The sequence below is a fragment of the Kitasatospora sp. NPDC015121 genome, from assembly GCF_055562955.1.
Window position 1 is genome coordinate 182,951 of record NZ_JBVHEH010000012.1, and the last position, 19,832, is coordinate 202,782.

The window sequence follows — 19,832 nt, forward strand, 5'->3', positions numbered from 1 at the left end:
GGGAGGCGTCAGAGCCCGCCAGAAGGCCTACTGGCCACCTTGGCGGGCCTTCTGACGGTGCGTCAGCCGGCACTCCGGCCGGCACGTCCCGGCCCGGGGCGCGGTCAGGCCGCCTCGGCCGGGGCGTGGTCGATGTGCACGGTCGCGGCGAGCAGCCGGGGGACGGCCCGGATCAGGGCCCGTTCGGCGGCCTCCGCCACCTGGTGGCCGGCCACCACCGTCAGCGTGCGGTCGACCGTCACGTCCGCCTCGGCGCGCAGCGCGTGCCCGATCCAGCGCATCCGCACCGCGCCGACCCCGCGCACCCCGTCCACGGCGGCGAGTTCGCGCTCGGCGGCGTCCAGCAGCGCCGGGTCGACGGCGTCCATCAGCCGCCGGCCCACCTCGCGGACCGTGCCGCGCAGCACGCCCAGGATCGCCACCGTGATCAACAGCCCCACCACCGGGTCCGCGTACCGCCAGCCCAGCGCGCTGCCCCCGGCGCCGAGCAGCACCGCGAGCGAGGTCAGCCCGTCGGTGCGGGCGTGCAGGCCGTCCGCGACCAGCGCCGCCGAGCCGATCCGGCGGCCGGTGGCGATCCGGTAGCGGGCCACCCACTCGTTGCCGACGCACCCCGCGAGCGCCGCCCCGGCCACCGCCCACAGGTGCCCCACCGGCTCCGGGTGCAGCAGCCGCTCCACCGCCGTCCACCCCGCCACCAGCGAGGACGCCGCCACCGCCAGCACCACCGCGACGCCCGCCAGGTCCTCGGCCCGCCCGTACCCGTACGTGTAGCTGCGGGTCGCCGCCCGTCGCCCGAGCAGGAACGCCACCCCCAGCGGGACGGCGGTCAGCGCGTCCGCGACGTTGTGCACGGTGTCGCCGAGCAGCGCCACCGAGCCCGACAGCGCCGCGATCACCGCCTGCGCGGCGGCCGTCGCGCCCAGCACCAGCAGCGAGACCCAGAGCGTGCGCAGGCCCTCGGCGGAGGACTCCATCGCCGCGTCGACCCGGTCGGCGGCGTCGTGCGAGTGCGGGCGCAGCAGGTGCGCCAGGCGGTGACGCAGGTTCCCGCGACCGTGGCCGTGCCCGTCCGCGTGGTGGTGGCCGTGCCCGTGGCCGTCCGCGTGCCCGTGATCGTGGTCGTGGCCGTGTTCGTGCGCCGGGCGGGGCGCGCGCGGGTGGTCCGCGCTCCGGCGAACGGGCGCTTGGGTGGTGGGATTCCCCGGCCCGGAGGCGGTGCCGCCGTGCGGGTGGTGGTGGTCGTGGGGCTCGTGGCCGGGGTGGTCCGGCCGGTCCGGTGTGTGATGGTGGTCATGCCCGTGGCCCGGGATTCGCCCGTGAAGGTGAGGCCCGTCGCCGATTTCGCGTTCACCCATAGGGCTCACAGTGGCACACCAACTCCCTTGCAGCCACTGCCGTTGTACCACCTCTGACCAGCTGCGATGCTCTCGCAACTGCGTCGCCCGGGCGACCACTGCTGACGGGCCGTCACACAACGGCCCGAATCGGCTGCCGCCCCGGGCATCTCAGCAGACTTGTCACCCACAGCACCCACCCGAGGGCCTAGAGTGAGCGCTGACGCTCCCCGTCCGGACCCAGATCGAGAGGCAGCTGATGTGACAGACCGTCATGTCCCGGCCGCAGACTCGGCATCCGCTGATCGGTCCACCGAACTTCCGCACGTGTCCGTCGAGTTCGCCGCCTTCTGCGAGCTGCACGAACCCCGGTACCAGAGCTACGCCCGGGTCTGGTTCCCGGAGCACGGCGCCGCCCACCGGGTGGTCCGGCTCGCCCTGCGCGCGATCGCCGAGGTGTGGCCCACCGTCCTGGAGAGTTCGAATCCGGCCGCCGAGGCCTGGCAGATCCTCCGCGACACCGTCACCGAGCAGCACGCCGCCGACGGGGAGTCCGGCCTGCGCCCGGACGTGGACGGCGACGAGGACCTGGCGATCCTGCACTACGTGGTGGGCCTGGCCACGCCCGAGATCGCGGACGTGATGGGCGGCGACACCGCCAGCATCACCAGCCAGCTCCGCCAGACCCACCGCAGGCGCACCACCGACTGGTGACCCCGCCCGGACGGGCGCGCGGAGCCGCCCGCACGCCCCGTGCGCGCCTCGACCGCTCACCGTCCCTCCCGGCCGCCGGACCGGTGAGCGACATCACGTCCGGAGCGCTACCCGGGCGCGGCCCGGCGGCGAAGGATGGGGACGGCCGAGCACGGCCTTCGAGACCGAGGACGGAGACCCCCGCGATGCCGTTCGACCACGCAGCGGCCATGTTCCACCAGCAGGCGGACGGCTGCGCCGCGTTGGGCTCACCGCTGTCCGCCGCGCTGCTGCGCCGGGCCGCCGAGGACCTGCTCGCGGGCGGCCCGTGCGCGGAGGCGATCGCCGGCCGCGAGGACGCGCCGGGCCCGGACGCCGTCGCGCTGCGCCTGCTCGGCGCCGTCCACGCCCTGGTGCTATCCGGCCGGGCCCCCGACCTGGCCGCGCACTACCCCAGCGCCGGCGGGCACTTCGACCCGGCCGACCCGGACGCCCCCTGGCCGGCCTTCCGCGCCGCCGTCGCCGCCCACCTGCCGTTCGTCCGCGCGTGGTTGACCCGCCCGCCGCAGACCAACGAGGTCGGCCGCGCCAACCTGCTGCTCACCGCCCTCGCCTGGGCCCAGCGGGAGCTCGCCGCCGACGCCCCGCTGCCAGTGCGCCTGCGCGAACTCGGCTCCAGCGCGGGCCTCAACCTGCTCGCCGACCGGTTCCGCTGCACCTCGGACGACTTCTCGTACGGCCCGGCGGACTCCCCCGTCGTGCTCGCCGACGCCTGGCGGGGCGAGCCGCCGGCCTGGCTGCGCGGCGCCCCGCCCCAGCGGGTGGTCGACCGGCGCGGCTGCGACCCGACCCCGATCGATCCGCGCTCGGCCGACGGCGCGCTGGCCCTGCGCGCCTACCTGTGGGCGGACCAACTCCCGCGCGTACGGCGGCTGGACGGCGCCCTCGCGCTCGCCGCCGAGACGCCCGCCCCGGTCGAGCCGACCGGCGCCGCCGCGTTCCTGCGCGGGGTCGGGACCGCCCCGGGCACCCTGACGGTGGTCTGGCACTCGATCATGCGGCAGTACGTCCCCGCCGACGAATGGCGTTCCGTGGAGGGCGAGTTGGCGCGGCTCGCGGCCGCCTCCGACCCGTCCGCGCCGTTCCTGCACGTCGCCTTCGAACCGCGCCGGGTCGGCGCCGGGCACCGCTTCCTGCTCACCGCCCGGCTCGGCACCGGTCCCGGGACGACCCTCGCCGAGGCCGTGCCGCACGGCCTGCCCGCGTGGACCCTGGCCCCCGGGGACCCCGCCCACTGAGCGTCGCCGCTCAGCCCTCCACGTCGTGGCGGTGGTGCACCGGGTCGTGGACCAGGTACCGGGCGAAGGACTCCACGGTGAACCGGGCACCGTCGCTGCGGTCACCGGTGCGCTGCCGCTCGTCCTCGCCGACCGACTCGAAGGAACGGGCCAACCGCTCGGCCGCCGAAGCGAGTTCGACCGCGACGGTGGCCGGGTCCTGCTCCTGGTAGCGCTCCTCGACGGCGGTGGCGTCCTGGTCCCAGTTGGCGAACAGCGGGCCGTCCTCGGTCAGCATCAGCCGCAGCCGCACGTCGAACAGCCGGAACACGTCCCGGACGTGGCAGGCGTACTCGAGCGGCGACCACACCTCGGCCGCCGGCCGCGTGCCCAGCGCCTCCCGCGCCCCGCCCAGCAGCCCGACCCAGAACTCCGCGTTGGCCCGGATCATGCCCGGCACCGCCTCGAAGTCGACCGCGGGGGTGTCCAACCCGCAGTCCGCGCAGGGACGTTCGAGGACCCAGGTCCAGTCCTTGGTGTCAGGAGTGATCATGCCTCCAGGATGACCGCCCCGCACCTCCCCGACCAGCGGCACGACCGCCAGCGGCCGTCGAGATCCCGCCACCGCTCACCCCCGCAGCGCCGCCGCCAACTCCCCCGCCAGCGCGTCCATCCGCTCCGCCGGCACCGCCCGCTCCCCCGCCCGCAACATCCCGAACACCCGCGGCCCGCGCGACTCCACCGGCAGCTCCGCCCCGCGCGGCACCACGTGGAAGTGCACGTGCGCGAACCCCGCCGCCTCCCCGAACTGCGCCACGTACGCCTTCCGGCACCCCGTCACCGCCTCCAGCGCCCGCGCCAGCCTGACCTGCCACACCCCCAGCGAAGCCGCCTCCGCGTCCGTCAGCTCCGCCATCGACTCCAGGTGCCGCCGGGGCAGCAGTACCAGCCACCCCGGCAACGCGCAGTCCACCGCGTGCACCACCCGCCAGTGCTCGTCCACCGCGATCCGCTCGTACGCCGGCAACCGCTCGAACTCGCCCTCCCGGGCGCACGCGTAGCACTCCTCCATGCCACCGACCCTACGCGGGATCAGCCCTGCCCCACCACGTTCACCGCACACACCGAGGACGTCGGCACCAACCCCGGCAGCAGCCCGTCCAACAACCGCGAACACACCTCCCGCTGCTGCTCGTCCCGCACCCCCTCGGCCCCCGCGACCCCCGGAGCCCCCAGCACTCCCGCCACCACCACGGCCAGCCCCGCCACCGCGCACTTCCACCGCACCACAGCAACCACCTTCCGGTCGTCCGACAACCACACTCCTGCCCTCTCCTACCCCACCGGCCCCGCCCCGCCCGAACACCCTCCCCCGTCCGAGGGCGTGTCCCGCACGCGAACGGCCCCTCGCGCACCCGCCGGACAACCGCCCGGCACCCCGCGAGGGGCCGCCCACGCACACCCGCACCTCACCCCTGGTACGGGTTCCCCCCGGCCGGCGGCTGCCCCGGGTACCCCGGCTGCTGCTGCCCCTGCTGCGGGTACCCGTACCCGACCGGCTGCTGCTGCTGCTGATACCCGTACCCGGCCCCGCCCGGCCCACCGGGACCACCCGGCGCCCCCGGCCCACCGGGACCCCCGGGGCCGCCCCCGCCGTTGCCCTTCTTCGAACGACGCACCAGCACGACGACCAGCACCACCACGATCAGAGCGATGACACCGCCACCGACCGCGATCAGCACCCCGCTGCTGCTCTTCCCCTCCGACTCCCCACTCGCCTGCGACGCGGCCGAACCGCCCCCGGCCGCAGGCGTCTTGACGGCACCCGAAGCCGACTTCGAGGCCGAGGAGGAGGGCGCGGCCGAATTGGCGCCCGTACCGCCGTAGTCCGGCTCCGCCCGCTTGAGCAGCGGGTTCTCCTTCGGACCGTTGTCCACTGCCGGGTTGGCGGCCAGCGCGCCGGCCGCGGAGACGATCCCGTAGCCGTACTTCTCGTTCGGGAAGGGCCCCTTTCCTTCCGGCTGGTAGGCGCTCTTCGTCATCCTGTTGATGACCTGACCCGCCGAAAGGTTCGGGTACTTCGAGCGGACGAGCGCGGCGATCGCCGAAACGAACGCCGTGGCGTCCGAGGTGCCGGAGGCCGTCCGGTACTCCTGGCCGAGGCCCGCGCTGTGGATGTTGTCAGCCGGGGCCGCCAGAGTGATCTGCGGCCCCGTCGTCGAGTCCGGCCAGATGTCACCGTTCTGCATGACGCCGGAGACCGCTATCACCCCCGGAGACGCGGCGGGGTAGCTCACCGGAAAACCAGTGGAGTTGCCGGAGCCCGCCACCAGGACCACGTCCTTCTGAACGGCGTAGGCGATGGCGTCCTTGTATTCCCGGTCAGCCGGATTCGCCCCGGTGAAGGACATGTTGATGACCTTGGCACCGTGGTCGACCGCGAACCGGATGGCCTTGCCGGTCCCGTCCTCGTCGCCCAGGCTCGAAATCTTGTCGGCCTGGTTCCTGATCGGAAGGATCTTCGCCTTGGGTGCGAGCCCCATGACGCCCGCGCCGTCACCGTGTCCGTGCCCGGCGATGTTGGAGGCCATCCCGGTTCCGTGACCGTTGGTGTCGGTCCGACCGTCTCCCTTGGGGTCGACAAGGTCAAGGCCGGGGAGAACCTGTCCTGCCAGGTCGGGGTGGCTCGCATTGACGCCGGTGTCGATGACCGCAACGATCACCCCCTCACCCTGGCTGATGGGCCACACCCGCTCAGCAGCGCCGTAGTTCTCCAGCACCCACTGCTGTGCCCGGTCCTGGTCCGCTGCGGCAGGACCGGCACTCACGCCCCACAGCAGGGCTCCCGCAGCAAGCGCGGCCAGACCGCGCACGGATCGGCTGGTCGTCAAGCCTCGTCACCCCTCGCTGAGCGGCCGCCCCACAGACCCTCGGATCTGCAGGGCGGCCAGGTAATGTCCGACTGTCCTACTGAATGAACGTCATTCCACGACGTTCGGGTTGGCGTTCCCTCCGGAGGCCCAGGTCTCTTCGTCCTCCACCAGGTAGTCCGGGCGGTCCGATGTGCCCTTCTTGGCACGCTTGCCCGCCTGACCCTGGCCGGCCATGCCGGCACCGTGCGCGGCCGCGCCACCCTGGCCGGCAGTACCGGCCTGACCGGCGCCGGCACCTTGGCCGAGGCGGCTGCGTCCGATGCCCGACCCGCCCTCGGAGAAGGCCCGCCCACCGACACCGCCGTGCGCGGCTTCGCCGACGATGCCGCCGGCCCGTCCGGCCAAGCCGCCGCCGGAACGGCCCTTGAGGCCGCCGCCTCCGGCACCACCGGCTCCGGCACCACCGCCGAGACCGCCCGCGCCGGGCCCACCGGCGCGACTACCCGCGCCGGCGCCGCCACTCGCGGTCCCAGCCCCACCGGTTCCGCCGCCGTTCAAACCGCCGGCGCCGAACGTACCGGCCTTCGAAACACTGTTGCCGCTGAACCCGGCCCGGGACCCACCGAGGCCGTTACCGCTCATCAGCGTCCCTCCACCGTGGCCCGCCAACCCGCCGGAAGCGCTTCCTCCCCCGGCCCCGCCCGCGCCACCGCCGACCGGACCGTGCACGCCACCGGACACGCCGGGTCCGCCAACCGTCGTGGTGCCACCGCGGGCGCCGCCCTGGATGCCGTCGATTCCCGTCCCGGGCCCCTTCGGCTGCGGCAGGGCATTGGCCGTACCGCCAGAGATGCCCGCGTCCGTCGGACGGACCACCGTGGGCTGGATCTTCGGCGTCTGCGGCGATCGGCTACTGGAAGAACCCTTGATCGAGGTCTGCGCCTTGGAAGTTCCGCCGGTTGTCCCGCCGCTCCGCGTGAGGCTGCTTCCGACACCGGCGATCGCCGCGATGAAAGCCGCCGAACCACCGCTGTCCGGCGGCTCCACTTCCTTCTTCTGCTCGTCGACGATCAGCCGGGGCGGCTTCAGCTTGCTGGTGGCCACGCTGTACTGGGCCGCCAGCACCTGCATGACACCGACGGCTTCCTGCTTCCGCGAATCGGCGATGGCGTGCTGGGTGTCCTCGTCGTCGACCCCGACCGCGCCCTTGACGACATCGGTGACGCTGTCAGTCGCCTTGTCCCAGAAACCGGGCTCCTCGGGCATCGCGGACTTGGCCCGGTCGATCGCCGCGGACATCGTCTGGAGAGCGGTGGCGGTGTACTCCGCGTGAGCGGCCAGGGACCCGACGTTTTCGGCAAGCCCAGTCATGTGCGTGTGGAAAGCCTGACTGGTGCTGCCCTGCCAACTGCTCGTGGCATCGCCGGTGGCGGTTGCCAGCGCCGACTGGATTTGGGTCAGCGTCGCGTGGGCTCGACGCCACGGGTCGGCTGCTGCCATGACCGCCCCGGAGTCCAGCGACTGGACCATCGAGATCAGCTCTCCGTGGCTGTGGGCGGAAAAATCGGTGCCGCCACCGCCCCCCTGGTCAAGCATCCTCATCGTGCAGCACCTCGCCCCTTATCCTCGCCCTGAACCTTCTGCGACATCACCACTGCTGCCTCACCGGAGTCGTCGGCTGACTCGCGGGCGCGGCCGCAGGCCTCTGGCTCGCGTCCAGGTCCGTCTGGCTCCAGGTCGCGGCCCAGCCGTCATGGGCAAGCGTCATGTGCTTGCGCGTGTCCTGCTCGTGCTCCTCGTAGTTCACCGCGGTGTGGTCGGCGTTCTGCTGCGCCACGTCGATGGCCTCCTGGATCTGCGCCAGGAGGTGGCTCAACTCGCTACGCACGAAGTTGTACTGCTGGAACAGGCCCTGTGCCTCCGGGAAGCTCCCGAAAGCCGTCGAGCTGATGCCGCTCGGGCCGTACACCGCCGACTTGCCCGCGCCGCTCTCGTACTCGCTGAGCAGTCCCCGCACTTGGGCCGCGAAAGCCCGCAGGTTGTCGACCTCGACCTGGAAGCCGTTGCCCGTACTCATGTGTCTCGTACCTCCCCCGTACCTGCTGCCCCGCTCGACTGCCCGCTCGACCGCCTGGGGCCTGGAAAAAGTTGGCTCCAACCTCTATGTCTAACACATGCAACGGGCAGTCAACATGCCCCCTGGTGGGTGGGTGTGGGATCAGGGGGCGGGGGCGGTGGCGGCGAGGGCCCGGCGGCAGAGGGCGTCGGCTCGGCGGGTGGTTTCGGGGAGGCGGTAGGCGGGGGTGAGGGCGAGGGTGACGGCGGTGGCTTCGGGGAGGCCGATGCGGTGGCCGGTGGAGAGGAAGACGGGCTTGACGTCCTGGCGGGTGCGGAGGGCGCGGCCGACGGTTTCGGGGCCGTCGAGGAGGGGGGTCCAGTCGCCGCGGCGGGGGCCGGGGGGCTGGTGGGTGAAGGTGAAGGGGTTCTTGGCGATGCCGAGGGTGGGCAGGCCGGTGTGGACGCCGAGGTGGCTGGCGAGGCCGAGGCGGCGTGGGTGGGCGAGGCCGTAGCCGTCGCAGACGACGAGGTCGGGGGTGCGGGTGAGGCGGGAGAGGGCGTCGAGGACGGCGGGGAGTTCGCGGAAGGCGAGCAGGCCGGGGAGGTAGGGGAAGGCGACCCGGCCCACGGCGGTGGCCTGTTCGACGACGTCGAGGGTGGTGTAGTCGAGGAGGACGGCCGCGGCCGCGACGACGTCGCGCTCGTCGTCGTAGGCGACGTCGACGCCGGCGATCAACGTGCCCGGGCGGTACGGGGGTTCGGGGCCCTCGGGGACGACCAGGGGGCGCAGGCGCTCCTGTTCGGCGCGGGCGGCCTCGGCGGTGGTGGGCCAGTCGGCGGGGACGGTCATGGCGGCTCCCGGCGGTCGGGGAGGGGACGGGACGGCTCCGCACGCTACCGGGGTGGCGGACGGGGTCGCGCGCCGCCGGGACGTGAGCCCGTGCGCCCCCCGTGCCCCGGAGTAGGTCGACTCCCGCCGGTTAGGCTCTACTTACCGGATTCGCCGTTCGCCGTCGCACCTGTCGAGCCGGGGCCCCCGCCCGCGGCTCCCCGCTGTTCCCCGTCGCTCCCCCGCCCCTCCCGAAGGGTCGACCGCCATGCCGCGCCCCGCCGTTCCGTCCCGTGCCGTCACCGCCTCGCGGGCTGCCGCGCTGGTGTCCGGCGGTCGTTTCAGTGCCGCGCAGGTGGGTGTCGGCACGCTGGTCGCGGTGGTCGCCGCGGTGGCGCTGCTGGCCGTGTCCGGGGAGCCGGGGGTGTGGCGGATCGCGGTGCTGGTCGGTTTCGCCGTCCTGCTCGGGACGCTGTCCGCCGTGCTGCTGTCCGCCCGGCGCCGTCCGTCGCGGTCGGCGGAGCCGGTGGGGCCCGCCGGACCGCCGGCCCCGGCCCGGCCCGCGCCGGCCGTCCGGGAGCGGGCGTACGCGCACCAGTCGCGCTGAGCCCGGGGCCCGGGTCCCGAGGCCCGGGCGTCGGTCCCGGGGCCCGGACGCGAAGACCTCCGAGCACGAAGGCCCCCGGACGCGAAGACTCCCGGGTGCGCGGCAGGTCAACGGCTGCCGCGCGCCCGGGCCCAGGCGGACGGGTGGGTGCCGGTCAGGCGGTCGAGACCACGACGGTCTTGGCCGCCTTGTCGTGCACGCACTGGCGGTAGGGCTTGTCGAAGACGCCGAACAGGCCGTCGACGGCCCACCACAGGCCGCCGCAGCAGACCAGGGCGGGGGCGATGAAGGTGGCGGCGCGGGTCCAGGCCGCGGCGGCGGTGGGGGCGGCGCCGTCGGCGAGCATCGCGACCCGGATCTTCATCAGCTTCTTGCCGAGGGTCTGCCCGTCCCGGCTCAGCATCAGGCCCTCGTAGACCAGGTAGAGCGCGCAGCTGAACCAGAACGAGCCGATCCAGCCGCTCTGCTGGTCGAAGTGCAGGAACGGGAGCAGCACCACGAGGGCGATCACCTGCACCATCAGGTAGTCGACCACCCGGGCGACGATCCGCGCGCCCCAGCCGCCGAGCGGGGGCATCCCGGGGACGGGACCCGGCCCGGGGGCGCCGTAGGGCGAGCCGTACGGGTCGCCGGGGCCGCCGGACGGGGGGCCGTAGCCGGGGGGCTGGCTGTCGTACGGGGAGTGCGGGGGTTGCTGCGGGGAGCCCGAGCCGGCCGGCGAACCGTACTGGCCGCCGTAGCCGGGCGGGGTGTCGTACGGGGAGCCCGCGGGCGGTGGCTGCTTGCCGAAGGAAGGACGTCCGCCCTCCTCCGGCTCGGGTCCAGAGGGGTCACTGGTGCTCATGGCACGAGTAGACCACCGCCAGTACTACGACTTGGGGATATTTGCTTCGTTTCTGTCCGTTTTGCGATCGGTGGCGACCGGTGTCGACCGAAGGCTGACCGGGCGTCAGCCGCGCTCGACCCGCACCACCCTGGTCCGCGCCAGCCGGTCGTGCCAGCCGCGCCGGGCCGGACGGTCCAGCAGCGCGGCGACCGGGCCCAGCAGGACGGCGGTGCCCAGGCCGCGCGCCAGCCAGCGCAGCAGCGAACGGCCGAAGCCGGGCGCGCCCGCCACCGCCCCGCCGCCCGCGCCGACCACCCGGACCCGGGCCAGCCGCTTGCCGAAGGTCTGGCCGGTCCGGCTGACCGGCAGCACCTGGTAGAGCAGGCCGAACACCAGCAGCACCCCGAGCAGCACGCCCACCCGGCCCAGCACCATCCCGTCCAGCAGCCACACCTGGTGCTGACGGCCGGTCATGCTGGCGGCCTGCGCGGCCTGGTCGATCTTCTGCTGGACGTGCGCCCGCACCGCCCCGACCAGCGGCACCGCGGCGGCCGCGCCGACCACCACCGCGACCGTCCCGTCCACCAGCCACGCGAACGCCCGCGCGCCCACCCCGGCCGGCACGGGCGCCGGGGCCGCCGCGCGCCGCTTCCGCGCGGCAGCGGCGGGGGCAGGGGCGGCGGGGGCGGCGGGAGCGGTGGCGGCGGGGGTCGACGCCTCGGGCCCGCGCGGCGGGCGGACCCGCTCGCTGGTGACGTGCGCCGTCCGCGGCTCCCGTCCGGGACGCTCGGCCTCGGGCCCGCTCCGGGCCGGAGCCGCGACCGGCGCCTCGACCACCGCGGACGCGGGCGCGGACGCCTCGGACTCCGCCTCCGCCCCCTGCTCCGGCTCCGGCTCGACGCCCCAGGACACCCAGCGCGGGGCCCCACCGGTCTCCATCAGCCCACGCTGCGCCCGCGGGTCGGCCCGCCACCCCGAGCCGGGATCGGCCCCCGACGGCTCCGCCTCCGGGCCCACCGGCTCGAACAGCGCCTCCGGCGCGGCGGACAGGCCCACCGAGCCACCGACCACCCCGTGCCAGGGCGTTCCGCCCAGCGGCTGCGCGGGTCGGGGCACCGACACCGCCTCGGGCTCGGGTCCGGACAGCGACACGGACTCGGGCTCGGACTCGGGCTCGGACAGCGGCTCCGGCCCCCCGGCGGGCGCGGGCAGTTCCAGCGGCCGGACCGCCGCCGCCACCTCCCGGGCCTCCCGCCGCTCCCGCCCCTTGCGCGGCGCGACGACCGCACCGGCCGGCATGCCGCCGCCGGCGCCGGTGCCGAGGTGCAGCGCGGCGGTGGTGGCCCAGGACTCGGCCGCGACCGGCTGCAGCCCGTTCCCGGTGACCGCCCACGGCGCCGCCTCGACGGGGCGCAGCACCGCCGGCCCGCCGCGCGGGCGGACCGCCAGCTCCCCGACGGGCTCGGAGGCCGGCTCCGACGCGTCCCCGGCCCCGGCCCCCGGCTGCGGTGCGGGCCCGCCCGGCGGCTCGGGGTGGACGGGCATGGTGAAGACGGTCTGGGCGCCGGTCTCGTCCAGGTAGATGGGGCCGGTCTCGACCAGCGGCGCGGCGGCCTCGGCGGGGGCGGGGACCAGGCCGGGCGGGAGGGTGTAGGGCGGGGCGGTGAGGTAGCGGGCGACGAAGCGCGGCGGGTCGAGCGGTTCGCCGGGGCCGGGGGCGGGACGGCTGGTGCCCGGGACCCAGGCGTGGCCGGCCCAGTAGCGGATGAAGCCGGGCACCGAGGGGTCGGGGTAGTAGCCGGGTGCTCCGGCCTCCCCGGCCAGGGTCGCGCCGAGGGTCGAGCCTGCGGTGGAGGGCCGGTCCGTCATTGCGTCGCGTCTTCCTTCGTACCGGCACCGCGGCGTGCGGGTCTGCGGACGTGCGTGGGGGAGCCGCGGGCGGAGAGTCGCCGGGCAGTCACAAAGGGTAGTGCCTCGGACGACCTCGTCCCCCTGGTTCACCGGAACTCGTGAAACGGGCGGAGACACGTGGTACGGCAGGTGCGCCCGGGACGGCGGAGCCGTTCCGGACACGGTCGGGTGGTCGGGCGGTCGGGTGGTCAGGCGGTTGGGCAGTCGGGTGGTCAGGCGGTCGGGTGGCGGCGGATCGGGGGACCCGCGTTCCGGTGAACCCTGCCCGGAACAACCGGGGCGGGGCGGAAAAGGTTCTGCCGAAAAAAGTTCCGCGGAATCTCGGGCAACCCGTGTAAGAGTCCGCGGCGGCCGCGCTCTTGGCTGGTGCGGGGCCGAAGGGCGGCCCCGCGTGGCGGAGAGGGTGAGGGCGATGGCCGGACAGTCGACCGGAGTGGTGGAGCAGGAGCTGGAGCTGAACCTGGTGCTGTCACCGGAGCGCAGCGTCCCGGTGGCGGCCCGGCTGTCGTACGGGAGCCACGACCCGTTCGCGGTGTACGTGACCTTCCACCTGGACAGCGGGACGCCGGTGACCTGGGTGTTCGCCCGCGAGCTGCTGGTGGAGGGGACGTTCCGGCCGTGCGGGCAGGGCGACGTGCGGATCTGGCCGACCCGCTCGGGGCGGCGCAGCGTGCTCTGCATGGCGCTGAGCTCGCCGGCGGGCGACGCGCTGCTGGAGGCGCCGCTGCCGACGGTGGCGGCCTGGCTGGAGCGGGCGCACCGGCTGGTGCCGCCGGGGGCGGAGCTGGAGACCATGGACCTCGACGGGTCACTGGCGGAGCTGCTGGCGTGAGGGGGCGCGCGGCGCGGGCCCGGGCGCGGGCCCGCTCACGGGCGCGGGGGCGGGGGCGGAGCAGCGTACGAACAGCGCCCGGCACCGGGGCGGCGCGGGCCCTGGCGGGGTCGACCCGGCCGCCGGGACGTCCGCCCTCGGGGCGGCCCGGCGGACGCCCGGAGGCCGTGGCGGGCGGAGCGGCCCGGCGGGTCGCGGCGGGCCGGGACGCTCAGCGGGCCGCGGGGGCCTTCTGCGCGCCGGTGCTGCCGAGCCCGTCCACGTCGGTGCGCGGGGCGGGGACGCGCACCAGCGGGGCGCCGGCCGCGCGGCGCCGGGAGCGGACCCGGAGCGCGGCGACGGCGAGGAAGCAGAGTCCGATCAGCGGGTAGACGCCCGCCGGGACCTGCTTGAGCAGGGAGAGGTGCAGGTCGAGGTCGCCCTTGTGCGGGACGGTCCACATCGAGAAGGACAGGAAGCCGACCAGGGTCAGGCCGAAGATCGGCCGCCAGCGCAGGCGGCGGACGGCGGCCGGGCGGGACTGCTCGTGCGCGGCCTCGGCGGCGAGCAGCACCAGCACGGGGACGCACCACACCCAGTGGTGGGTCCAGCTGATCGGGGAGACCAGGACGGCGGTGACCAGCGCGGTGCACACGCTCCAGGCGTCGGCGCGCGGCGACCAGCGGGCGCTGCGGTGCGCCCAGACGGCGACGGAGAGTCCGGCGGCGGCGACCAGGACGCCGAGCAGGGTGGCGACGGTGCCGGGGTTCTCGATGTGCATCTGCCGGGCGACCAGGCCGCGCAGCGACTGGTTGTCGACGATGACGGTGCTGCCGACCCGGCTGGAGTCGAACATGTACGTCGTCCAGAAGCCGCGGGTGGCGTCCGGGAGCACCAGCGCGCCGATCAGGAAGGTGCCGACGAACGTGGCGCCGGCCACGAAGGCGGCCCGGACCCGGCCGGTGATCAGCAGGTAGACGGCGAACAGGCCGGGGGTGAGCTTGATGCCGGCGGCGATGCCGATGGCGAGGCCCTTGCTGCGGGCGGAGTCGGGGCGGGTGAGGTCCCAGAGGATCAGGCAGGCCAGCGCGAGGTTGATCTGGCCGTAGCGCAGGGTGGTGAAGACCGGCTCCAGCCAGACGCCGAGGCCGGTGACCAGCACCACGCCGATCGGCCGCAGGTCGCGGCGGGGCCAGCCGACCAGCTTGAAGGAGAGGTGGGCGAGGGTGCCGAGCAGCAGCAGGTTCCCGGCGGTGACGGCGACCCGCAGGAAGGGGACGCCGAACCAGGTGGTCGGCACGAACAGCATCGCGGCGAACGGCGGGTAGGTCGCGGGCAGGTTCCACTGGGTGACCCGCAGCGCGTACAGGTCCTCGCCGTTCGCGACGGCGGCGCCCTCGGCCCGGTAGACGATCATGTCGACCATCGAGGTGTGGACGAAGTGCCGGACGACCGCGTAGGTGAGCAGCGAGACCAGGGCGAGCCCGCCGGCCAGCAGCAGCGGGCGCCGGGGGGCGGCGCGCAGGGCGTCGGCGGCCGCGGCGGCCTGTCGGCCGGGGGCGGTCAGGGCGCGCTTCCAGGCCGGGACGGGCGGCCGGTCGGGGCTGCCGGGGGGCGTGCCGCGTTCCGCTTGCACCGTGCTCACTGTGTTGCTCCGTCCGCCGTCGACCTGCGCTGGGCCAGCAGCCGACACTACCCGAACGGTCGGCGGACGCCACCGCTCGCGGTCGTCCCGGGCTCCCCTCCTGGGGCGGGCGGCCGGCCGCCGGGGAGAGCGGTCGGCCGTCCGGTCCCGGCCCGGGGCGACCGCGGTCCGGGGCGGCCGGCGGGTGCCGTGCCGTCGCGGCGGTCGGACGGTGCTGCCGGGGGTCGCGGTTCCGCTTCCGGCTCGCGGTGCGACCCGGCGGTCCCGGTCCCGGCTCCGCCTCGCGGTGCGGCCCGGCGGTCTCCGGGGCCGCGCGCCTCCCGGTGTCGGCCGACGCTATCCGGGGCGGCGGGCCCGATCGGCCGCCCCGGGGCGGCATGAGTCAGCGTTGAGCCCGGCCTAGGACGTATTTAAGGGAGAGGAGCGACACCGAGCTGTCGCCCCCGCGGTAACAGCTCCTGTGCCGGCATCGGTCGCCTCGGTCCCGCTCAGTCCCTGCGGGCCGGCCGGATCGCCCGGCGGCGCTGTTGCTTGGGCAGTTCGACCTCGGTGCGGGTGTTGATCCGCACCGTGATTTCGGCGCCGCCGAGGACGGCGGAGCGGCCGAGCACGACCTCGCCGCCGGTGCCCTCGGCGAGCTTGCGGACGATGTCCAGGCCGAGGCCGGTGGAGCCCTCGCCGCCGTGTCCGGCGCCTCGGCGGATGGCCGGGGCCGGGTCGGTGAAGCCCGGGCCGGCGTCGCCGACCAGGACGATGACGCCGTCCTCGGTGGCGAGCAGGTCGACGGAGAAGGCGGTGCCGACGGCGGTGTGCCGGAAGACGTTGCCGAGCAGCGCGTCGACGGCGGCGGCCAGGTCGCCGCGCTGCACCGGGACGGGCGCGGGCGCGTCGTCGCCGGCCAGCCGCCAGGGGCGTCCCTCGTCCTCGGCGAGCGCGGACCAGAACGCGACCCGGTCGCGGAGCACCTCGACGGCGTCGCAGCCGAGGATCACCGGCGGGGCGTCCTCGGGCTGGCGGCGGGCGGTGCGGATGATCTGGTCGACCTCGCGCTCCAGCTGGGAGACGGCGTGCCGGGTGGCGTCGGCGGCGTCGCCCTGGCCGAGCGCGGCGGCGTTGAGCCGGAGCACGGTGAGCGGGGTGCGCAGCCGGTGGGACAGGTCGGCGGCGAGCTCCCGTTCGGCGGCGAGCAGGTGGACGACCCGGTCGGCCATCGCGTTGAACGCGTAGGCGGCCTCCCGGAGCTCCTCGGGCGCGCCCGCCGCCTCGCGTCCCTCGACCGGGACCCGGACGGAGAGGTTGCCGGAGCCGAGCGAGCGGGCGGCGGTGGCGAGGCGGCGGGCGGAGCGGATGATCCGGGTGCCCATCCGGTCGGCGACCGCGACGGACACCGCGACCAGGGCGAGCGCGACGCCGGAGAGCACCAGCCAGGCGGTGCCGACGCCGCGCGACAGGTCGGCGTTCGGGATGAACACCTCGACCATGGCGATCCCGCCCCGGTCGACGGCGACGGGCTGCAGCAGCACGTAGCCGCCGGCCACCCGGGCGGTGCCGGAGCGGACGGTGGGGGTGGAGCCCTGCTTGTCGGTGCTGGGCGGCGGCTGGTCGTTGTCGGTCCGGGCCGGGCCGACCGTGATGCCGCCGGGCAGGTGGACGGCGAGCCGGTCCCGGGTGCCGGCGTCGGTGGAGGCCATCGCCTTGGCGACGGCCTGCTGGTCGGTGGTGATGGCCAGGGCCGGGCCGAGGGCGGCGGCCTGTCGTTCGGCGGCGGTGAACGCCCGGTCGCGGGCGGTCTGCTGGACCATCAGGCCGAGCGGGATGAGGAAGGCCAGCGCGACCATGACGGTGCCGGCGATGGCGGCCTTGACCATCGCCCAGCGCAGCGAGCGGAGGATGCGCTTCACGTCGTCACCCGACCGGTCCGTCGGGGGCTTCCAGCCGGACGCCGACGCCGCGCACGGTGTGCAGGTAGCGCGGGTTGGAGGCGGTCTCGCCGAGCTTGCGGCGCAGCCAGGACAGGTGGACGTCGATGGTCTGGTCCCCCCCGTAGGTCTGCCGCCACACCTCGGCGAGGATCTCCTTGCGCGGGACGACCACGCCGGGGCGGGCGGCCAGGAAGGCCAGCAGGTCGAACTCCCGGCGGGTGAGGTCCAGTCGCTGCCCGTCCAGCAGGGCCTCGCGGCGCTGCGGGTCGATGGCGAGGCCGCCGACCCGGAGGATCTGCGGGGCCATCAGGGCGCCGCCGCCCAGTCTGCGCAGGACGGCGGCCATCCGGGCGGTGAGGTGCTCACCGGAGAAAGGTTTCACCAGGTAGTCGTCGGCGCCGTCGTTCAGCAGCCGGACGATCTCCGCCTCGTCGTCCCGCGCGGTGGAGATGATCACCGGGACGTTGGTCAGACCGCGGATCATCTTGAGCGCCTCGCTGCCGTCCAGATCGGGCAGGCCCAGATCGAGGACCACCAGGTCGCAGCCGACCTGGGCGACTTCGCGCAGGGCTTCCAGCGCGGTGCCGACGGAGCGCACGGCGTGGCCGGTGTCGGCCAGATGGCGGATCAGGGCGGAACGCACAAAGGGGTCGTCCTCGACCACAAGCACTGTTGCCATGGGGCTGCACGGTACGGCATCGCGGCGGACTGGTCTGTACCTCGGGGGGTTCGTCCGCGGGCGGAGCGGGCAGAAGCTTGAGCTTCCCTGAAGCTGGGCGCTCTTTTTCCACAAGGTTTCTGCGGATTCCCCGGCCCGCTGACCTGGTTGTGACCTTCGTACGGCAGGATGGGCCCGCGATGCGGAGCGGACTGGTTCAACTGGGCGCCTGGACGGCGGCTACCGGAGCGGCGGTGGCGCTGTCCTGGCTCGGCGTGCACGCGGTGCTCGTCGACACGGTGTTCGAGCAGCCGGCGGCGATACAGCTGCCCTCGGTGGCCTCCACCAAGCCGGCGGGGACGGACAGCCCGCCGCCTCCCCCGAGCGATCCGCCGCCCTCGGCGGCGGCCCCCAGCCCGGACCCGACGCCGTCGGCCGGCACCGGCACGGTGACGGGAGCGGGAACGGGGACGGGCGGCGGCACGGGTGCGGGCACGAGCACCGGCACCGGCACCGGCACCGGCACCGGCACCGGGGCGTCCTCCCCCGCGGGCACGCCGACCCGGAAGAGCGTCGCCGGCACCCCGCCCAGCACGGTGCACAGCTACCCGGTGCTGGGCGGCCGGGTCGCGCTCGACCAGCGGCCCACCGAGGCCCGGCTGGTGTCGGCGGTCCCGGAGGCGGGCTGGTCGATGCAGGTCTGGCACGGCGACCAGTGGCTGCGGGTGGACTTCTCCAAGGGCGACCGGGTCTCCTCGGTGATCGTGTCCTGGAACGGGCACGAGCCGGACGTGCAGACCGCCGTCATCGGCAACTGACCGGCCGCGCGCGCACCGCGCGGCCGGTCCGGGCCGCCGCTCCGGGCTGACGCGCGGACCGGGTCGGCCGCACAATGTCGCTCGACGCCCCGCCCGCCCGCACCACCCCCGGAGCCGCCCCGTGCCCCCGCAGCCCGACGCCATCGACGCGCTGGACGGAAAGCTGATCCGGCTGCTCGCCGAGGAGCCGCGGATCGGCGTGCTGGAGTGCTCGCGCCGCCTGCAGGTGGCGCGCGGCACGGTGCAGGCCCGGCTGGACCGGCTGCAGGCGCGCGGGGTGATCGGCGGGTTCGGCCCGCAGGTGGACCCGGCGGCGCTCGGCTACCCGGTGACGGCGTTCGCGACGCTGGAGATCTCGCAGGGCCAGGGCGCGGACGTCCGGGCGCACCTGGCGGCGGTGCCGGAGGTGCTGGAGCTGCACACCATCACCGGCCACGGGGACATGCTGGTGCGGATCGTGGCCCGGTCGAACGCGGACCTGCAGCGGGTGATCGACCGGGTGGTGGGCTTCGACGGGATCGTCCGGGCGTCCACCGCGATCGCGCTGGAGAACCCGGTGCCGTTCCGGATCCTCCCGCTGGTGGAGCAGGCGGCCGGAACCGGCCCCTGAGCCGGGTCGCCGCAGGTCCGCCGGGCGCGCCTCCCGACATCGACCGATTTTTGGCATATGCCTTTCGACTGTGCACGCAAAGATCGCTGCCATGAGCATACGGACCGCACTCGCCGAGTGCCCGCCGGCTTCCCCGCCGTCAACCCCGTGCCACCGCACGGACGTTGGACCCCGAGGGGGCCGGCCATGAGCCGGGCCACCGAGGCCCCGACCACCCTGATCGCCTCCGCGCAGCGGGCCCTGCGGCTGCTGGAGGCCGCCGCCCGGTACCCGTCGGGCGCCACCGCCAAGCAGCTCGCCCGGGACACCGGACTGGCCCTCGGCACCACCTACCACCTGCTGCGCACCCTGGTGCACGACCGCTACCTGGAGCGCCGCGAGGGCCTGTACCGCACCGGGCCCGCGGTGTCCGGGCTGAGCCGGGCCGAGAGCCCGGCGGCCGACCGGTCCCGGTTCGACCGGCTGCTCGGCCGGATCGCCCACGAGCTGGCGGCGGCCGTGCACTTCGCCCGCTACAAGGACGGCGAGGTCGAGCTGGTCGCCGCGGCGGCCGCCCCCGGCGCCCCGACCGCCGACCCCCGGCACTTCCACGCCGGGGCGCACGCCCACGCGGCCGGCAAGACCCTGCTGGCCCTGATGTCCGCCGAGGAGCGGCGGACCCACCTGCACCGCTACCCGATGGTCCCGTTCACCCCGTACACCCTGCGCGACCCCGCCCACCTGCCGCTGCTGCCCCGGCACGGGCCGCAGCGGGCCGCGCCGATCACCCAGTACCAGGAGTACGCGCTGGGCACGGCCGGGGCGGCGGTCCCGATCGTGCTGGGCAGCGGGCTGGCCGCGGTCGCGGTGGCACTGCCGATGTCCCAGGCGCACCGCTTACCGCAGGTCGCCGCGCAGTTGCGGGTCCGGGTCGGGGACGACCTGGTGGCCGCCGCGTTCGGCCCGTAGGCCGCACGC

The 19,832-nt window shown here is 75.2% G+C and carries 20 protein-coding genes; 7 read left to right on the top strand and 13 right to left on the bottom strand.

Annotation, left to right across the window (positions count from 1 at the left end):
• Positions 1–104 precede the first annotated feature (104 nt).
• Positions 105–1,358, bottom strand: a complete 1,254-nt coding sequence (locus ACZ3J7_RS19615; RefSeq protein WP_465622579.1) for a cation diffusion facilitator family transporter — start codon at positions 1,356–1,358, stop codon at positions 105–107.
• Between the two features lie 306 nt (positions 1,359–1,664).
• Here ACZ3J7_RS19615 and ACZ3J7_RS19620 point away from each other — a divergent pair, with 306 nt between their 5' ends.
• Positions 1,665–2,051 carry a hypothetical protein gene (locus ACZ3J7_RS19620; protein WP_465622582.1) on the top strand — a complete coding sequence of 129 codons (387 nt, stop codon included), beginning with the start codon at positions 1,665–1,667 and terminating at the stop codon, positions 2,049–2,051.
• A 185-nt stretch (positions 2,052–2,236) separates the two neighbouring features.
• Positions 2,237–3,328, top strand: coding sequence for a DUF2332 domain-containing protein (locus ACZ3J7_RS19625; RefSeq protein ID WP_465622584.1), 1,092 nt, complete (start codon positions 2,237–2,239; stop codon positions 3,326–3,328).
• Positions 3,329–3,338: 10 nt separating this feature from the next.
• On the opposite strand, the gene ACZ3J7_RS19630 is transcribed toward ACZ3J7_RS19625, so the two are convergent.
• The 7 genes from ACZ3J7_RS19630 to ACZ3J7_RS19660 all read right to left on the bottom strand — a co-directional run bounded on the left by ACZ3J7_RS19630 (position 3,339) and on the right by ACZ3J7_RS19660 (position 9,088).
• Positions 3,339–3,860: a DinB family protein gene (locus ACZ3J7_RS19630; protein ID WP_465622586.1), complete on the bottom strand. Its 522-nt coding sequence runs from the start codon at positions 3,858–3,860 to the stop codon at positions 3,339–3,341.
• Positions 3,861–3,935: 75 nt separating this feature from the next.
• Positions 3,936–4,379, bottom strand: a complete 444-nt coding sequence (locus tag ACZ3J7_RS19635; protein ID WP_465622588.1) for an HIT family protein — start codon at positions 4,377–4,379, stop codon at positions 3,936–3,938.
• A gap of 20 nt (positions 4,380–4,399) precedes the next feature.
• Entirely contained in the window at positions 4,400–4,597 is a 198-nt protein-coding gene (locus ACZ3J7_RS19640; RefSeq protein ID WP_465622592.1) for a hypothetical protein, read from the bottom strand.
• Positions 4,598–4,776: 179 nt separating this feature from the next.
• The gene (mycP, locus tag ACZ3J7_RS19645) at positions 4,777–6,198 is read right to left on the bottom strand and encodes a type VII secretion-associated serine protease mycosin (protein WP_465622594.1); all 1,422 of its coding nucleotides are present in this window, start codon (positions 6,196–6,198) and stop codon (positions 4,777–4,779) included.
• 90 nt (positions 6,199–6,288) lie between these two features.
• Positions 6,289–7,782, bottom strand: coding sequence for a WXG100 family type VII secretion target (locus ACZ3J7_RS19650; protein ID WP_465622596.1), 1,494 nt, complete (start codon positions 7,780–7,782; stop codon positions 6,289–6,291).
• Between the two features lie 46 nt (positions 7,783–7,828).
• The gene (locus ACZ3J7_RS19655) at positions 7,829–8,257 is read right to left on the bottom strand and encodes a hypothetical protein (protein ID WP_465622597.1); all 429 of its coding nucleotides are present in this window, start codon (positions 8,255–8,257) and stop codon (positions 7,829–7,831) included.
• Between the two features lie 141 nt (positions 8,258–8,398).
• A complete protein-coding gene (locus ACZ3J7_RS19660) occupies positions 8,399–9,088 on the bottom strand; it encodes an endonuclease V (protein ID WP_465622599.1) in 690 nt (229 codons plus the stop codon).
• Positions 9,089–9,335: 247 nt separating this feature from the next.
• Here ACZ3J7_RS19660 and ACZ3J7_RS19665 point away from each other — a divergent pair, with 247 nt between their 5' ends.
• Positions 9,336–9,674, top strand: coding sequence for a hypothetical protein (locus ACZ3J7_RS19665; protein ID WP_465622601.1), 339 nt, complete (start codon positions 9,336–9,338; stop codon positions 9,672–9,674).
• A gap of 154 nt (positions 9,675–9,828) precedes the next feature.
• On the opposite strand, the gene ACZ3J7_RS19670 is transcribed toward ACZ3J7_RS19665, so the two are convergent.
• Together ACZ3J7_RS19670 and ACZ3J7_RS19675 are read right to left on the bottom strand one after the other, a co-directional pair.
• Positions 9,829–10,518 (bottom strand): RDD family protein, encoded by a 690-nt coding sequence (locus tag ACZ3J7_RS19670; protein ID WP_465622603.1) that lies wholly within the window; start codon positions 10,516–10,518, stop codon positions 9,829–9,831.
• A gap of 105 nt (positions 10,519–10,623) precedes the next feature.
• Positions 10,624–12,369 (bottom strand): RDD family protein, encoded by a 1,746-nt coding sequence (locus tag ACZ3J7_RS19675; protein WP_465622606.1) that lies wholly within the window; start codon positions 12,367–12,369, stop codon positions 10,624–10,626.
• A gap of 454 nt (positions 12,370–12,823) precedes the next feature.
• Between ACZ3J7_RS19675 and ACZ3J7_RS19680 the strand changes: the two genes are divergently transcribed.
• Positions 12,824–13,243: an SsgA family sporulation/cell division regulator gene (locus ACZ3J7_RS19680; RefSeq protein WP_465622609.1), complete on the top strand. Its 420-nt coding sequence runs from the start codon at positions 12,824–12,826 to the stop codon at positions 13,241–13,243.
• Positions 13,244–13,454: 211 nt separating this feature from the next.
• Here the strand turns inward: ACZ3J7_RS19680 and ACZ3J7_RS19685 are convergent, their stop codons facing one another.
• From ACZ3J7_RS19685 to ACZ3J7_RS19695, 3 genes are all read right to left on the bottom strand, one after another.
• Positions 13,455–14,867 (bottom strand): glycosyltransferase 87 family protein, encoded by a 1,413-nt coding sequence (locus tag ACZ3J7_RS19685; protein WP_465622612.1) that lies wholly within the window; start codon positions 14,865–14,867, stop codon positions 13,455–13,457.
• A 488-nt stretch (positions 14,868–15,355) separates the two neighbouring features.
• Positions 15,356–16,747 carry a sensor histidine kinase gene (locus tag ACZ3J7_RS19690; protein ID WP_465622809.1) on the bottom strand — a complete coding sequence of 464 codons (1,392 nt, stop codon included), beginning with the start codon at positions 16,745–16,747 and terminating at the stop codon, positions 15,356–15,358.
• A gap of 25 nt (positions 16,748–16,772) precedes the next feature.
• Positions 16,773–17,468 (bottom strand): response regulator transcription factor, encoded by a 696-nt coding sequence (locus ACZ3J7_RS19695; RefSeq protein WP_465622614.1) that lies wholly within the window; start codon positions 17,466–17,468, stop codon positions 16,773–16,775.
• Positions 17,469–17,647: 179 nt separating this feature from the next.
• Between ACZ3J7_RS19695 and ACZ3J7_RS19700 the strand changes: the two genes are divergently transcribed.
• The 3 genes from ACZ3J7_RS19700 to ACZ3J7_RS19710 all read left to right on the top strand — a co-directional run bounded on the left by ACZ3J7_RS19700 (position 17,648) and on the right by ACZ3J7_RS19710 (position 19,823).
• Positions 17,648–18,265 (top strand): hypothetical protein, encoded by a 618-nt coding sequence (locus tag ACZ3J7_RS19700; protein WP_465622616.1) that lies wholly within the window; start codon positions 17,648–17,650, stop codon positions 18,263–18,265.
• 121 nt (positions 18,266–18,386) lie between these two features.
• On the top strand, positions 18,387–18,875 hold the full coding sequence (locus tag ACZ3J7_RS19705; protein ID WP_465622618.1) for an Lrp/AsnC family transcriptional regulator: 489 nt from the start codon (positions 18,387–18,389) through the stop codon (positions 18,873–18,875).
• Between the two features lie 186 nt (positions 18,876–19,061).
• Complete coding sequence (locus ACZ3J7_RS19710; protein ID WP_465622620.1) at positions 19,062–19,823, top strand: helix-turn-helix domain-containing protein; 762 nt, start codon at positions 19,062–19,064, stop codon at positions 19,821–19,823.
• Positions 19,824–19,832 lie beyond the last annotated feature (9 nt).